Annotated in this window: 14 protein-coding genes; 2 read left to right on the top strand and 12 right to left on the bottom strand. The window is 53.8% G+C overall.

The genetic code is table 11. The features are described from left to right. The first annotated feature begins 3 nt into the window (after positions 1–3). Together AD948_RS16335 and AD948_RS16330 are read left to right on the top strand one after the other, a co-directional pair. A complete protein-coding gene (locus AD948_RS16335; RefSeq protein WP_061472707.1) occupies positions 4–1,131 on the top strand; it encodes an ABC transporter permease in 1,128 nt (375 codons plus the stop codon). Continuing rightward, entirely contained in the window at positions 1,131–2,543 is a 1,413-nt protein-coding gene (locus AD948_RS16330) for a TolC family protein (protein WP_156479074.1), read from the top strand. The genes AD948_RS16335 and AD948_RS16330 overlap by 1 nt, the downstream gene beginning before the upstream one ends. Positions 2,544–2,662: 119 nt before the next feature. On the opposite strand, the gene AD948_RS16325 is transcribed toward AD948_RS16330, so the two are convergent. The 12 genes from AD948_RS16325 to AD948_RS16270 form a co-directional block, all read right to left on the bottom strand. After that, positions 2,663–3,865, bottom strand: coding sequence for an MFS transporter (locus AD948_RS16325; RefSeq protein ID WP_061472706.1), 1,203 nt, complete (start codon positions 3,863–3,865; stop codon positions 2,663–2,665). Between the two features lie 136 nt (positions 3,866–4,001). Next, a complete protein-coding gene (locus AD948_RS16320) occupies positions 4,002–5,309 on the bottom strand; it encodes a c-type cytochrome (RefSeq protein WP_058988734.1) in 1,308 nt (435 codons plus the stop codon). After that, complete coding sequence (locus tag AD948_RS16315) at positions 5,302–6,939, bottom strand: GMC family oxidoreductase (RefSeq protein WP_006558483.1); 1,638 nt, start codon at positions 6,937–6,939, stop codon at positions 5,302–5,304. Before AD948_RS16315 ends, AD948_RS16320 begins: the two co-directional genes overlap by 8 nt. 18 nt (positions 6,940–6,957) lie before the next feature. Continuing rightward, a complete protein-coding gene (locus AD948_RS16310) occupies positions 6,958–7,521 on the bottom strand; it encodes a sorbitol dehydrogenase family protein (RefSeq protein WP_082782490.1) in 564 nt (187 codons plus the stop codon). Between the two features lie 287 nt (positions 7,522–7,808). Then, the gene (locus tag AD948_RS16305; protein ID WP_211264499.1) at positions 7,809–8,495 is read right to left on the bottom strand and encodes a TetR family transcriptional regulator; all 687 of its coding nucleotides are present in this window, start codon (positions 8,493–8,495) and stop codon (positions 7,809–7,811) included. Between the two features lie 241 nt (positions 8,496–8,736). Next, entirely contained in the window at positions 8,737–10,326 is a 1,590-nt protein-coding gene (locus AD948_RS16300; RefSeq protein ID WP_006558486.1) for an acyl CoA:acetate/3-ketoacid CoA transferase, read from the bottom strand. A 124-nt stretch (positions 10,327–10,450) separates the two neighbouring features. Then, on the bottom strand, positions 10,451–11,377 hold the full coding sequence (locus AD948_RS16295) for an electron transfer flavoprotein subunit alpha/FixB family protein (RefSeq protein ID WP_061472704.1): 927 nt from the start codon (positions 11,375–11,377) through the stop codon (positions 10,451–10,453). Beyond that, the gene (locus AD948_RS16290) at positions 11,377–12,138 is read right to left on the bottom strand and encodes an electron transfer flavoprotein subunit beta/FixA family protein (protein WP_061472735.1); all 762 of its coding nucleotides are present in this window, start codon (positions 12,136–12,138) and stop codon (positions 11,377–11,379) included. The genes AD948_RS16295 and AD948_RS16290 overlap by 1 nt, the downstream gene beginning before the upstream one ends. Before the next feature lie 14 nt (positions 12,139–12,152). Next, entirely contained in the window at positions 12,153–13,010 is an 858-nt protein-coding gene (locus AD948_RS16285; RefSeq protein ID WP_061472703.1) for a sugar phosphate isomerase/epimerase family protein, read from the bottom strand. Position 13,011: 1 nt separating this feature from the next. Then, positions 13,012–14,166: a dihydrodipicolinate synthase family protein gene (locus AD948_RS16280; RefSeq protein ID WP_006558490.1), complete on the bottom strand. Its 1,155-nt coding sequence runs from the start codon at positions 14,164–14,166 to the stop codon at positions 13,012–13,014. Between the two features lie 2 nt (positions 14,167–14,168). Next, positions 14,169–14,936, bottom strand: a complete 768-nt coding sequence (locus AD948_RS16275; protein ID WP_061472702.1) for a 3-ketoacyl-ACP reductase — start codon at positions 14,934–14,936, stop codon at positions 14,169–14,171. Next, a complete protein-coding gene (locus AD948_RS16270) occupies positions 14,933–16,075 on the bottom strand; it encodes an acyl-CoA dehydrogenase family protein (RefSeq protein WP_061472701.1) in 1,143 nt (380 codons plus the stop codon). Before AD948_RS16270 ends, AD948_RS16275 begins: the two co-directional genes overlap by 4 nt. Positions 16,076–16,188 lie beyond the last annotated feature (113 nt).

Raw genomic sequence — 16,188 nt, 5'->3', positions numbered from 1 at the left:
GGCATGAAAAACTGGCTTACAAATATTGGCCTTCTCTGCGGCAAGGAAATACGCAGCCTGTTGCAAGACCGTGTGCTGATAGCCCTGATTGTGTTTGCATTCACCGCAGGTGTTCTGGCTGTGGCCAATGGGGTCAAGGTCGAAGTGTCAAATGCAACGGTTGCCTTCATTGATCATGACCATTCCACGCTTTCCCTTAAACTGCGTGATGCCGTCTTACCGCCCTACTTCAAACCACCGGTTCTCACCACGCCAGAGGCCGCAGAAACCGGTATGGACAAAGGGGACTTCATTTTTGTTGTTGATATCCCGCCATCCTTTGAACGGGACGTTCTGGCCGGTCGATCCCCTGCCCTGCAAATCCGGGTAGATGCCACAGCCATGACACAGGCCGGACTTGGCACATCCTACCTGACACAGATTTTCATGAACGAGGTGCAGGCCGCAACACATGCCCCCGCTTTGACCGACTTCATGCCCTTTCAGATCAAAAGCAGGGTTTATTACAACCCGAACAGTGAATCCTTCCCGTTTATGTCGGTCATGCAGATTGTCACCAACATCACCATTCTCTCCATCATTCTCGTTGGGGCCGCCATTATCCGTGAGCGAGAACATGGCACGATCGAACATCTGCTCGTCCTCCCTGTTACCGCCAGTGAAATTGCACTCGCCAAGATCATCACAAACGGGTTGGCCATTTTTATCGCGGCCATGCTGTCTCTCTGGTTGGTTGTACATGTCTGGTTAGGCGTGCATCTGGCCGGCTCCATTCCATTGTTTGCCTGCTGCACCCTGCTTTATCTGTTCTCCGCCACGGCGCTGGGGGTCATGCTGGCCACGGTCGCGCCCACCATGCCGCAGTTCGGGCTGCTGGCTGTTCCGGTTTATGCCGTGGCCTACCTGCTCTCCGGCGCGGCCACACCCGTTGAAAACATGCCGACCGTCATTCAGAACGTTGTCCGGTTTTTCCCGACAACCCAGTTTGTCACACTTTCTCAGGCCATTCTTTATCGCGGTGCCGGGCTCAATACGATCATGATCCCTCTGCTCGCCATTACAGCGGCAGGCATCGTCTTTCTTGCCCTCGCCCTCACGCGCTTCCGTTCCATGCTGACGAGCCAGTCCTGATGCCCATGCCCCTTCCTGCTCCCACCACACTCTCTCGCCACTCTTCCCTGCTGGCCACCTGCCTGCTTGCGGCGTGTTCTCCCTTTTCCACCCACGCTCCTCCCTCGGGCGTTGTGGTTCCGAGCCAGTTTTCCCAAGCACCTGCCGGAGAAGCATCTGATCTGTCAGCTTGGTGGCGTGCCTGGAACGATCCGGCCCTGACACTGGCCATTGAAAACGCCCTCAAAGCCAATCCGGATCTCCGCATCGCACGTGATCACATTCTGCAAGCCGAGGCCACTCAGGCCGTCGCTCGCTCCACATTAGGGCCAACTCTCGGAATTACGGGAAATATTGCCGGGGGCGGCATGGACTGGCGCAATCCCTACAATCTGCCCGCCCGCGATGCCGGAACAGACGGTCATCTTGCAGGACTTTCCGCCACCTGGGAACCTGACCTGTTTGGCGGCCGCCATGCCGAGACCAAGGCCGCCCATGCTCTTGTTCTGGCCGAACAGGCACGCCTGCACGGTGTCCAGATGGCCATAGCGGCGGATGTCGCTACCAACTATGTGCAGGTTCAGTCCCTTCGCAAACAACTTGCTCTTCTGGAAGACAGCCTCGTCACCCTCGGCCGCCTAAAAACATATGCTCAGGCCCGTTTTGACGCAGGACAAGCCGTTTTATCCGATATTCAGAGTGTGGACGAGAAGATCAACACCCTTCGGGCACGCCGCCCACTGCTTGAAGCCGCAGTGAATGCCTCCCTGCGTCGCATGGCTATTCTTGCCGGACAAGCGCCTGAAAACGCCACAGTCGCAGTCTCCGTCACCCCGCTCGCTACACCACCCGCACCCACAGGAGACATGCCCGATACCGTGTTGCGGCGTCGCCCCGATGTTGCCGCAGCGGAGGACCTCGTCTCAGCCCGTCTCTATCATCTGAAAAGCACCAAAACCGATTTGCTTCCCCGCTTTGGTCTGCAGTTTTTTGGAGGAGACGGACGGCTGCGCTTTGATGGTATTCCCGGTCTTTCCGGCACAGGCGGCCTTGTCGCACTGACCAGCTACCTGCCCATTTTCACATCCGGCCGTATTCACGCCCGCATTGCCGCAGCCGATGCGCAGCTTGATGAAGCTGTTGCCACGTATGACAAAACCCTGCTTTCTGCCTTGGCTGATGTGGAAAATGCCTATGAGGCACGCACCAGCGAAGATCTAAGAATTCAGGAGCTTTCAGCCGCGCTCAAGCAATCACAGGCTAATGGCGCGGCAGCTCGCGGTCTGTATGAAGGCGGCCAGCGTACCTTGCATGATATTCTGGAAGCCAGACTGGATACTCTTTCGGTAGAAAACACACTCACTCAGGCAGTCGCACAGCAGCAGATTGCGACAATTACGCTCTCTTATGCTCTTGGGGGTGGTTGGCACTGACTGCCGCCTCCATAAAAAAGGGGATGCATGCGGCATCCCCTTCCTTACAGATCGGTATCAGAGTGTGAGCGCACAGGGCGATGGTACCATACCCATCACCCATATGGCTTTTCATGTCGTCAGGTGTCAGACACCGTATCAAAGTGATCAAGCCGGCGCGGAAAAGCTCCCGGATTGAAGACAGCCAACAGAATTCCCGCCAGTGTAATTGCAACGGCTGCTGGGCATAGGACCGCAAAGCCAAGCGTGCTGAGCAGATGTCCCCCTACGGCAGACCCAAGCAAGATACCAAAATTGCTCGCACTGTTGATAGCAGCACCAGCCACATCAGCGCTGGTTGCACGGGCGCGAATGGCTCCGGACATCACAAACGGAATGACGGCAGCGTAACCGGCGCACCAAACCCCAACAGCCCCCACTGCTGCCCAAGCCGAAAGCAGGTGTCCATACACAAGGCCCATCCCCAACAGCATGGCAAGGCCACCACCAAACAGACCAGCCGCAGGCCAACGGTCCACCATCTGACCGGCACCCCATAGGCCAAAAATACTGACCCCACCCGTTACAAGCAACGCCACACTCAGCATGCTTTCCGGCAGACCATGTTGAAGCAGCAAGGGAGAGACATACGTATAAAGAAGATTATGCGCGAAGAAGAACACCACGTTCACAGCCACAACCACCAGAAAGATACGCATGGCCGAACGTGATCTTACTGTTGGAAGATGCGGGCTGCCTCCGGCAGGTGCCCTGACGCGCGGCAGGTAAAACGCAATAAAAACCGTCAGCAGCACAGAAAGGCCCGTCATGAGATAAAGAGCCGTACGCCAGCCAGAAAAATGCGCGATGGCAGCCGCCCCCGGAACCCCCAGAACAGACCCAAGGGACGTGCCGCCATAGACAAAGGAAATCGCCCGGCCTGTCATTCTCTCCGGCACCAGATAAGCTGCATAGGCTGAGACTATGGACATAAGCAGCGCATGAGATGCTCCGCCCAAGGCGCGGCCAAGGCACAGAATCAGAAATGATGGTGCCACGGCGGCAATAAGGTTGGAGACAGCATAGCCCACCAGACAGACAAGCATCAGAAGCTTGCGGTCCATCCGGGCTGTTGCAATGGTCAGCGGTACCGCACCGAAAGCCACCATAAGCGCATAAGCGCTCACGGCCAGCCCGGCATGCCCTTCAGTAATCTGAAACGCCTGCGACATATCAATCAGAAGCCCCACAGGCGCGACTTCTGTTGTTACGGCAATGAAGGTTGAGGCAAAAAGTGCGCACAACCCCGCAATGGCTTGCCCAGAAAGCGTTTTGAACAGCATGAATTTCCTGACAGAAACAATGGCCTGACCCGGCCAGATGAGCAGGGGCTTTTGGCATGTTTAAAAGCCGACGGGAAGCCAGAAAAAATCACGTTTCCGGTTCCCGTCAAAATCACGTCAGAAAGCTGTTACACTTTTATTTTTTATGGAATGTCTTGACCTGATCCGCCGTCACATGCGGATTGCCATTGCCATACTGCGCCATCACGTAATTGACCACATCGGCAACCTCGGCATCGCTCAGTCGCTGCACGTCCGAATGACCATCAAAGCCAGGCATGAAGGCATGGGTCTTTCCTGCTGTGCGATTGACGCCATACAGCACCGTCATGATCAGGTTATCTGGACGGGAAGCCCCGACCACGGAATTTGAAAACAGGGACGGCACATAACGGTTGCTGGCCCCTGCCCCATCATACCCATGACAAGCCGCACAGTTTGCATCGTAAACCGCACCGCCCTTAAGCTCCGTGACATCATCAATCCGCGTCAGATCACCACTCCGGATATCCGGCTGGGCCGTTGCCTGCCCGAAGCTATCCCGGGGCTTTTGCCCCGGCTCTTCCTCCTGCGGGGCGACCTGCAAAATATAGGCAGCCAACGCGTGCAAGTCTGCATCCGTCAGGTGGCTGGTGCTGTGCTCCACAGCTTCTCCCATGGGGCCAGCCGCCTGGCTACGGCCGGGAACAGCACCTGTCTGCAGATACTGAACCAGATCATCCTCGCTCCAGTCTCCAATCCCGCTTGTTTTGCTGGATGTGATGTTGGGAGCATACCAGCCGTCAAGCGGTCCACCCGCAAGATACTGATCCTGTTTTTCGCTCAGAATAAAGTTGCGCGGGGTATGGCAGGTGCCGCAATGCTCCAACGCATTTGCCAGATAACGCCCACGCCGCATTTTTTCAAATGTAGCGGAATCTCCTGTTTCTGGCGGATTATGGTTGGCCAGCATATTCCAGCCCGCCATGGCAGTTCTTACATTTGCGGGAAAGGAGAGAGAGGTCTCAGTCGGCGTTTCCGCCACAGGTTTCACCGCATGCATGAACCACGCATACAGCGCCTTCACATCTCCATCTGTCAGGCCGGAGTAAGACACATAAGGCATGGCGGGATAAAGATAGGAACCATCTTTACGCACACCGTGCCGCACGCTTTTTTCAAAGTCTTCTTCCGTATAGGCACCAATGCCATGGTCCGGATCTGGCGTGATATTGGTGGAAACAATATCCCCCATTGGGGTGGCAATTTTCAAACCACCAGCAAAAGGCTTACCTCCGGGCCTGGTATGACACGCCACGCAATCTCCCGCAGTAGCCAGATACTCTCCGCGCTGTATCAGTGCGGCATCAGGCTCATCTGCGGCTGCACAGTAATGAGACGTACCTGCCAAAATACTTCCCGCAACCAGAAGAGAGACAAAAGTTTTACGGACAGTTTCAGGCATGGTTCAGTTCTTTTTTAAGCGTATCCGCAACGCGGAGGGCGAGCGCTGCAACCGTCAAGGTAATATTGCCCGTGCCGACCGATGAAAAAACAGATGAGCTGGCAATAAACAGGTTCTCGTGATCATGCGTGCGGCAATGCCCGTCCACAACGGAATCCTTGGGGTCCACGCCCATTATGGTGCTGCCTGCGGGATGATCCTGCGGGAAATAACCCGGCGTCCATTGTTCATCCCGGCCATGCATCAGGCCGATCAGTTCCTTGAAAAGCCCACGAGTATGATCACAGCTTTTCACCGTATATTCCGGCAGTTTGTAATATACTTCCGGATGCGGAATACCCAGAATGTCCTTGTTGGTTTTGCTTAATGTCAGCCGATTGTCAGGATCGGCCAGCCCTTCATTATGGCTGAACAGCCTTACGGTATGAGATGCAAGATACCGGATCTGCTCTTCCAGTTCCTTGCCCACATACCCTTTGGAAATAGCCAGAGACGTTGCCAGATCAACCTGATTGTCATCCACCATGTGGACCAGATAGGCACCGCGTTCAGAACGCCAGTCTCCATCACGGAAATTGTCAATCACGTTGGTTTCCAGTGGCCCGCGTCCCGGCCACAGCGCCTTATCTCCACTGATAAAGGTCACCTGCACGCCTGTATGGTCCATCATGTTCCGGCCAACATGGCCTGAACTGTTCGCCACACCATCCGGGCTTTTGTCATCCGCAGAAACAAGAAGCAGCTTTGCTGTTTCAATACAATGTGCCGCAATCACGAAGTATTTGCCCGTGACACGATGCGATCCTTTATCGGGATCAAAGTAATGCACAGCCGTTACGCGCTTGTTAGCGTCATCACGCTCTATCTTGTACACAACGGCATTTGGCACAAACCGCGCACCTGCAGCCTCTGCATGATAAACGGAATAGCTACCGTTATACATGGCGCCGATAGGGCAGATGGGCATGCAGTTGTTATGGCCCTCGCATGTAGGCCGGTTATCATACGGGCGTGTATTCCGGGCCTGCGGTTCATGCACAACCCGCCAGGGTGTTTTCTCGGCAATCAGTTTACGGAACTGCTGGGCAGCGTAAGAAATCGGCAGCGCGTCCATCGGGTAAGGCTGCTTGCGTGGAGACCCCAGATCTTCCTTTGCAGGATCAGGACCGCACACGCCCATCATCACTTCAGCCTGATAATAGAATGGCTCCAGATCCTCATATTTCAGGGCCCAATCGCGCCCCTGCCCATAACGGGACCGAAGCTCAAAGTCTGATGGCAGATACCGCCAGGCGCACCCGGCCCAGTGCCAGGTGGTCCCCCCCATCATCCGCAGATACACCTGCTGATAGGCTTCCGCATCCGGGCCTGTCGTATGCAGATATTCATTCGGCGTCATCTGGTTGGGAGGATGTCTGGCCCACGGCACAGCCGGAAACGGCCCCTGGTAGGACGGCTTATTTTCCAGATTGCGAAAATTTTCCACAAAATGCTGGCGGTCAACCCGCGGACCTGCTTCCAGTACAATAACGGAGATACCCGCCCGCGCCAGTTCATTCGCTATGGAACTTCCTGCCACACCGGAGCCGACAATCACCACATCGGCGCTAAGAGGCTGTTCAGAAGACATATTTTCAGATTCCGCTTATCAGGTGGGTTCCACAACAAATTTGGACGGAGAAAGTCCGGGCGCACCTGTCGGGAGAGGCACTTCAGGTGGCTTTGATGTCCAGTAGAACGGACCACCTGTTGCGTAAGTCTTTGGATAGACAGCATCTTTTGTGATGTCGAACATCAGGGCAGAGCGATACACAACCACTTTCTGGTCTGCTACCCCCCGATACCAGCCTGTCATAATATCGTGGATGACGTCCTTGAAAGCCGGGTCCGCTTTCTCGGCAGCTATCGCCAGTTCCTGAGCACTCTCAAAATGGCTTTGCCGCATGAGAGTGTAGAGCTGACTGATCTGCGCCTTTCTTTCAGGCACTGCCTGCACAATGCGGGCGTATAACGCGCTGCCAATGGCCGGGGAAAGTGTTTCCCGATCAGTCAACCGCAGGGAAAGCGTAAGAAACTGCGCTGCTTCCGTCACGTCTGAAGAGACCGCCGGCTGCGGCTCTGCAGCCTGTGCCGTTACCGATGCGACAGCAGCCCCCATGCCCGCCAGCAGAACATCCCGCCGGGACATCCGCAGCATACGGTTTATCCGCATACTGTTGGGGGAACTGTGATGAACATCTACCGGAACACAATATCGCTCAGCCGCCACGTAGCACGCCCTCTCCAAGTGATGTGCCCACCCACAGCGTTTGTAACTGCCGGACACAATTCAAACCCCTCGTACCCCCGTTCAGGGACATGAGACAAGAAGGGTTTGGAGATTGTTGCTATACGGATAAGTCATATATACCTAAAAAACGCACTCTACTGCGCTATTTTAGGTATAAAAAAGAATCCTGAAGAATTACAAAATTGTTTCAACTATATGAATAAACAGATTCAAGCACTTACAATCCGAATAATACTGTCCACATTGAATTCAATTCGTTTTTTCAACATTTCCGGAGCCATAAGATCACACCGGAACACAATGGAACCTGTATATCTGTTTGTCAGATAATAATAACCAAGCGCTGCGATGGAAATATGAAGCTGCATGGCATCAATGCCGGACCGGAAAACACCACTCTTCTGCCCACGGACCAGTAAATTTTCCAGCATATGGAGCCGGTTTTTGCTCACACTTTTGAGCACATCAGAACTTTCAAGGTGCACGCCCTTGTGCAGGTTCTCACTATTTACAAGTGTAATAAAATCAGGGTTTTCAAGGTAATAATTCCACGTAAACCTGACAAATCGCTCCAAGGCTACTTTGGGTTCAAGGTGATCAAGCTTCAATTTACGCTCGGCTTCATACAGATCACCATAAGCTTCTTCCAGAACCTTGGTAAAAAGAGCTTCCTTGCTCCCAAAGTAGTGGTAGATCATCCGTTTATTGGCTTCCGCTTTTTCAGCGATCACATCAACCCGCGCGCCGCCCAGCCCACTCATGGCAAATTCATGCTTGGCTGAAGACAGAATACGTTTCTGAGTTGCTTCCGCGTCCCGCTTACGGGGAATACGCGTTGCCTCCGGGCTCGTGCCAGGCAGACTATCTGTGCCTTCCCTGCTTTCTGCCTGTGTCATCTCATTCCCTCATTAAATGCGTACTAACGGACCATCACTCAGATAAACATCCTGGAGCAACGTGTTATAATAACGTTATTTCCCATAAGTAACAAGATATTTACATATGAACCAAATTCTAACGCTTGAGGCAGATCCAACCTAACCGCGCGTTTCTACACTCCCAGAAACAGGTCACGGGGCAGCCACTCTCTGCCTGCCCCATGCCGTAATCCCAGTTGCTGTTATTCCGCGCGTCCTATCAGGCAGCTTCTTTATTCTGAGCAGGCACATCCGTCATTGAAGGCTGAAAGAGGGCAGCATCCATCTCCTTCAGGGTGGAAGAAACAAGCAGCGGCACTTCAGCCTGATCAAGCACCTGGGTTTTCAGATCTATACCGGGCGCAATTTCTGTCACCATCAGCCCCTGAGGCGTCAGTTTCATGACGCACCGCTCCGTAACGTAAAGAATTTCCTTTCCTTCCGCGATGGCCCTTGGTCCGGAAAAGGATGTCTGATCCAGTTTTTCAACTATCTTCGGCACCTTGCCTTCCCGATCAATCCGCACCTTTCCGTCAGCAACGCCCAGCTTGGCCCCTGCATTGAAATACCCGGAAAAGATGATGCGCTTTGCGTGAGAAGTAATGTCCACAAAGCCGCCCGCACCAGCCGTAACATGGGGGCGGGCCGCCAGATTGGAGACATTGACTGACCCCATACGATCAATCTGAAGGAAAGACATCAAGGAGACATCAAACCCGCCAGCCTGAAAATAGGTAAACAACTGAGGAGAAGCCACAAAACATTCCGCATTGGAAGAACAGCCGAATTTGAAATCAAGCAGAGGAATACCACCAACAGCCCCCTGCTCAATCACCCACGTCACCTCACCATGCCGCCCTTCTTCAAGCAGAATTCTGGGCACGTTGGCTGAAATACCAAACCCGATATTAACAGCCCATCCGGGCTTCAGTTCCTGTGCTACGCGGCGCGCCATCACTTTGGCGGCGTCAAACTCCGGCAGGCTGAAACTATCCAGCGGCCGGAACACCTCCCCTGAAATGGCAGGATCATAAGGGGTCGCAGTTGTCTGCAACTGTTCCGGCGCTTCGACCACATAGTCCACCAGAATACCCGGCACCCGCACATCATGCGGCCTCAATGTGCCAGACTGCGCAATACGCTTCACCTGCGCAATAACAATGCCCCCGCTATTCCGGCCTGCCAGCGCAATCTCCATCGCGCCAATATAGGCCCCTTCGTTCTCAAATGTCAGATTGCCACGCTCATCTGCCGTGCTGGCGCGAATAATGGCAACATCTGGCCGCAGAGCATTGAAATAAAGCCATTCCTGGCCCTTAAACGTGGTCCGCTCCACTATAGGCTTCTGCCGCGCCACATCATTCATGGCACAGCCTTCCTTCTGCGGGTCCACAAATGTATCCATGCCAACTTGTGTCAACACGCCGGGCCGAAGAGCAGCCCCTTCCCGCAACATGTCAAAAATAACGCCACTGGGCACGTTATAGGCTGCCACCTGATTGTCCCGGATCATCTGCCGAATAAGGGGCGGCTCCATTGACGATGGCCCCGAAGGGAACGAGCCGCCAATAATGGTGGCAAGAAGCCCAGGCTGCGCAACATGATCCACCCCTTTTGTGCCGAACATATCTCCCGCAGCAATGGGATGAATGGTGGTTATGCCTCTGGGGGCACCCTTCGCCCGAAATCTGGCACCAATTGCGGCCAGAATCTCATCGGGACAGCATAGACCACTGGAAGAATTGACGGCGATAACGGCTCCGTCCTTGATAAACTCAGCAACTTCTGCGGCGCTTTTGATCTTGGACATCTGTTTTCAGCTTTCCAGCTATTTTAACTATCTGGTTATTTATATTTTGGCGTATTTCGGGCCGCAAGGACAATCTGGCTCGGACTGGCCGTTAAAGCCCGCTTCCCGTCTTTGTGATGGACGCTTACAGCTTTTCAGTCAGTTCTGGGAGAACCGTAAAAAGATCTCCTACAATGGCGTAATCCGCAATTCTGAAGATTGGTGCCTCTTCGTCCTTGTTGATCGCAACAATCACCTTGGAATCTTTCATTCCCGCAAGATGCTGAATAGCGCCGGAAATGCCCGCGGCTATATAGAGGTCCGGCGCAACAACTTTCCCGGTCTGCCCTACCTGCCAGTCATTCGGTGCATATCCCAGATCCACCGCAGCCCGGCTTGCGCCAACGGCACCGCCCATCTTGTCCGCAAGGTTGATAACGCACTCAAAATTTTCTCTGGACCCCAGGCCCCGGCCACCAGACACGACCACACGGGCAGACGTCAATTCTGGCCGTTCAGAAACAACAGACTGATCTTCCACCCACAGGGAGAGAGAGGGTAGATCTGCCACATCCGCCGTCTCGATCTCGGCGGCACCATTTTGGCCCACGGCGGAAAAGACTGACGTTCGTATTGTAAAAACTTTTATTTTATCAGTTGATTTAACTGTCTGAATGGCATTCCCCGCAAATACCGGGCGCTCAAATGTGTCCGCATCCAGCACGGCTGTCACATCCGTCAGAACCATCACGTCCAACAATGCAGCAACTCGCGGCAGGATATTTTTGGAAAATGCCGTAGCGCCTGCTGCAATATGACTATACTGCCCAGCCAGCTTTACAACCAAGGCGGCCACAGGTTCCGCAAGCCCATGCTCAAGCACGGTGTCGCGCGCAACCAGAACCTTGCTCACACCATCCAGATGCGCAGCCGTGCTGGCTGCATTTTCTGTCACGTCTCCAGTCAACAGAAGATGCACTTCTCCCAGCGGCTTGAGGGCATCAAGCGCTCTGGCAACTGTATCTGTTGCAAGCTGGCCATTCACACTTTCACCCAGCAATAAAACAGTCATCAGATCACTCCTGCCTGATTTTTCAGTTTTTCGATAAGCTCATCAACGGAGTTAACTCTCACACCGGCGCTCCGCTGGGCCGGCTCAACCGTACGCACCACCTGCAGACGGGGTGTAATATCCACACCCATGTCTGATATCTTTTTTTCTTCCAAAGGTTTTTTCTTGGCTTTCATGATATTGGGCAAAGAAACATACCGTGGCTCATTCAAGCGCAGATCGGCCGTTACAACCGCAGGCAGCCCTACTCTCAGGGTCTGCAAGCCGCCATCTACTTCACGCGTAACAGTTACACTTCCATCTGCAATTTCCACCTGAGATGCAAAGGTTGCCTGCCCCCACCCCAGCAAGGCTGCAAGCATCTGGCCGGTTGCGTTCATATCATTATCAATGGCCTGCTTGCCCATGATCACCAGATCCGGCGTTTCTGTTTCCACCAGTTTGGCAAGAATTTTTGCAACAGCCAGGGGTTCAAGATCATCATTCACGTCCGTTGATGTCTCAACCAGTATCGCCCGATCCGCCCCCATCGCCAGCGCTGTGCGCAATGTATCACGCACCTGACCTACGCCCGCGGAAACAGCCACAACCTCGGTTGCAAGACCTTTTTCTTTAAGGCGAACCGCTTCTTCCAGAGCAATTTCATCAAACGGGTTCATGGACATTTTCACACCGGACAGATCAACACCGCTTCCGTCCGTCTTCACCCGAACCTTGACATTATAGTCAACAACCCTTTTTACGGGGACAAGTATTTTCATAACATCCTCGCGTTTCAGCAAACAGTCCGGAAGCGATCAATCATGATGTCCAGAACATCGTCCGGATTCCGCTTCCACCAGTTATTTACAGAGAAAATTTCAACTTCACAGAAACCGCTATAGCCCGCGGCCTCCACAGCGGCCCGAATAGGTTTCAGATCAGCCACGCCGTCCCCCATCATCCCGCGATCAAGAAGAATGTCAGTGGTCTGGGCCAGCCAGTCACACAAATGATAGCCCAGAATCCGATGCCCAGCGCGTTGAAGCTGATAGCGTAAATCCGTATCCCACCAGACGTGGTAAACATCTATGGCCACACCAAGGCCTGGCGCATTGACCAGATCACAGATATCCAGCGCGTCTCTGGTGGTTGTCAGGCAGGAGCGATCCCCCCCATAAGCCGGGTTCAATGGTTCCAGAGCCAATTTGACACCGCACGCATCAGCATATGGAACCACTTCTTCCAGATACCCTGCCACTAGCTTAAGACTTTCTTCCACGCCTTTCGTCTCAGGCTGCACGCCGCCGGTAACAATAGTCAAAATCGGCGCTCCCAACTCGGCAGCAAGATCCAGAGCAGACCGAAAATCGTCAATAACAGCCTGTCTTCCTACCGGGGCCATCGGTCCGACCAGAAAAGGAGACCGGCATAAACCGGCGACACTCACGCCTGCCTCCCGTGCCCGGCGCGCAATTTCAGCGCCTCGGCCTGTAACCTCCCGCCGCCAGAAAACAATCCCCCCAATGCCCCGCCGGGCGCATGCATCCAGTATCCGCTCAGGAGACCACCCGGCACCTGCCCCCGGCACATTATGGCCAAGTGTGGCGGTGTTCAGCGCCAATGCAGAGAGATCATGCGTGAAATCCCGCATTTCAGGCTCCGTAAACAGCCAGAAGAGACGTCATACGGTGTACCGCCTTTTCCGGATCACGGAGAAGACCGCACTGGTCCGCCTGCCTGAAAATTTCCGTAAAATATGGCAAAGGCCGGAGAGCCTGCGCGCCATTCACCATAATGAAGTGATCCTGAAAACCATTCAGCCACGCAAGGAACACGACGCCTGTTTTATAATACTGTGTGGGAGCCCGAAAAATGGTGCGGGCAAGGGGCACCGTCGGGTCCAGCGTGGACCGGAAAGCAGCAGTATCCCCTTCTCCCAGTTTTGATACAGCATACGCGGCAGCCGGTGCCAGAGGATCAAAAATACCAAGAAGAGCATGGCTGAATCCTTGGTCATCACCTTCAATCAGTTCCGGATAATTGAAGTCATCCCCAGTGTACATTTTCACACCAGAAGGCAGACGCCGCCGCAGAACGATTTCCTTCTGTTTATCCAGAAGAGATATTTTTATGCCGTCAACTTTGCTTTTATTAACTTCAATAATCTCAAGAACGGTCTCTACAGCGTCCTCAAACGAGGCACTCCCCCAATATCCGGCAAGTGCCGGGTCGAACATCTCTCCCAACCAGTGCAGAATAACCGGCTGGTCACAGGCGGAGAGAACGTCTGAATACACACGCAGGTAGTCCGCTGCGCTTCGGGCCACTTTTACCAAAGCGCGGCTTGCCATCAGGATCAACCGGCCGCCCACGGCCTGAATAGCCTCAACCTGCTCCAGATAAGCGCGAATAACATCATCTACCGATCGCGCATCCTGAGGCAGCAGATGATCCGTGCCACACCCGTTAGCAACCAATGCGTCCGGCAGTTCCTTGCGAGTATGGGTAATCAGTTCCAGCGCTTTGGGCCAGTCCAGCCCCATACCGCGCTGGGCTGTATCCATGGATTCCGCAATACCAATTCCTAAACCGGCAAGATAGCGGCGAAACTCAAGGGTTTTTTCCCAATCAATCGCAGGAGAACCAGATGGGTCATTATTCGTGAAAGGATCAGCAACCACGTGAGCCGCTGAATAGACAATACGTGCCGACTGGCCAGAAAGAACTGCCGAAGGCAACGGAACACCGGTCAGAGAATACTCAGTCTTCTGACCATTCAGGTCGGGAAGTGCTATTTTCATGGCCACTCTCAAAAACGCGGAACCAGCATTCCGGCATCTGCCGAAATTGCCTGTCCTGTCACATATGGAAGTTTTCCAGCGGCAAGACTTGTAATGATGGCACCAATTTCTGCGGGAGTGCCAACACGGGGAAACAAGGTCAAACCGTCTTCAGCGCGCTTTCTGTAACTTTCAATAACAGGCGCTGTCATTTCTGTGGCAATCAGCCCAGGCTGCACATCATAAACAGCTATGTTTTCAGCCCCGAGCCTGACAGCAAGGGTACGTGAAATCATGGCAGCAGCAGCTTTTGAGGCACAATATTCCGAACGCTGGACAGCAACAGCAACGGCGTTTGAAGATGTCACATTCACAATGGCGTAAAACTGCTCATCATCCCGTTTGCGTGAAAGCAAACGCCGCGCAAAAGCCTGCGAGAGAAAGAAAACAGCCTTGGCATTCACGTTTACACACCGGTCCCAACTGGCTTCCGTCACATCCAGCAGATCCCCGCGTTGCAGAACCCCTACCCCGGCATTATTCACCAACGTTGTTAACGGGCCCAATGTGTCTTCAATGCGGGAGAGTTGCGGTTCATAAGCAGCACTATCCGTTACATCAAATGGAGCGGCCATCACAGGCACTCCATAGTCCGAAACTTTTTTAACTGCCGCGTGAAGTTCTGCATCGTCTGCAGGGCCGTTGAGCGCAATGGCAAAACCGGCCTGAGCCAAAGCCTCGGCAGTAGCCAGCCCGATACCGCGAGAAGACCCAGTAACCAGAGCTACCTGCATCATGAACGTGCGCCTTTGCGCAGCAATTCACGCGCAATAATCATCCGCTGAATCTGGTTTGTTCCTTCGTAAATCTGGGTAATTTTGGCATCGCGATAAAGGCGCTCAACCTCAAAACCACGGATATAGCCTGAACCACCAAAAACCTGTACCGCGTCTGCTGTGCGGGCTACTGCCATGTCCCCTGCAAAACATTTGGCCATGGAGCAGGACCGTGTTGCATCCAGCCCTCGGTCAATTTTGGTCGCAGCGGAGTAAACAAGAAGCCGTGCGGCCTCAATATCCTTTGCCATGTCAGCAAGGAGCCACTGGACGCCCTGAAATTCTGAAATATGTTTTCCAAACTGCTTCCGGGTGCCTGCGTAATCCACTGCGGCTTCCAATCCCGCCTGCGCAATGCCCACGGCCAGAGAGGCAATGCCCACCCGCCCTTTATCCAGAACGCTCATCATCATATGAAAGCCGCGTCCTTCTTCACCCAGAAGCGCGTCTGGCCCCAATCTTACATCCTGAAAATCAAGCCCGCCGACCTGGCTGGCGCGCTGCCCCATCTTATGTTCCTTCGGGCCGCGCTCTACCCCCTTGGCATGCAGATCCACAATAAAGATGGACATGCCACGATTACCGGCTTCCTTGTTGGTTCGTGCCAGCACAAAACCCGTATCTGCCACGGGAGCATTATGAATCCAGATCTTGCCCCCGTTCAGCACCCAGCCATCGCCATCTCGCTCAGCCGTGGTGCGAATACCAGAGACATCCGTCCCGGCCTCCGGCTCGGTAATGCAGTAAGCCACCTTGCGCCGCATGGAGAGAACTTCTGGCAGCATCTTGCGCTGATGTTCCGTGCCATGCCTTACCAGCAGGGTGGAAATCAATTCCACCAATCCACATTGGTCTGCGATGCTGGCGTAACCACGGGAGAGTTCTTCCATGACCACAGCATACGTCAGTGTATCAAATCCCGGCCCACCCAGCTCTTCCGGCACCCCAATACCAAACAGGCCTAACTCGGCCATCTGATCATAAATTTCGGTAGGAAAGCGTTCTTCCCGATCCAGCGCTTCTGCTGCCGGGCGGATCACCTCATCTACAAAAGACCGGGTTGTTTCCAGAACCTGTTCCTGCACTTCGTTAAGAAACATCTTTAAAATCCTACTTAATGAACTATCTGGTTACATACATTGTATTGCGTTGGAAGATCAAGGAAAGAGAACAGAACCCTGCTCAAAAAACGCTGAACATTTCGTGTAGTGTG

It is taken from the genome of Acetobacter senegalensis, assembly GCF_001580995.1.
Lineage (GTDB): Bacteria > Pseudomonadota > Alphaproteobacteria > Acetobacterales > Acetobacteraceae > Acetobacter > Acetobacter senegalensis.
This window is presented reverse-complemented; position numbering and strand designations above follow the sequence as displayed.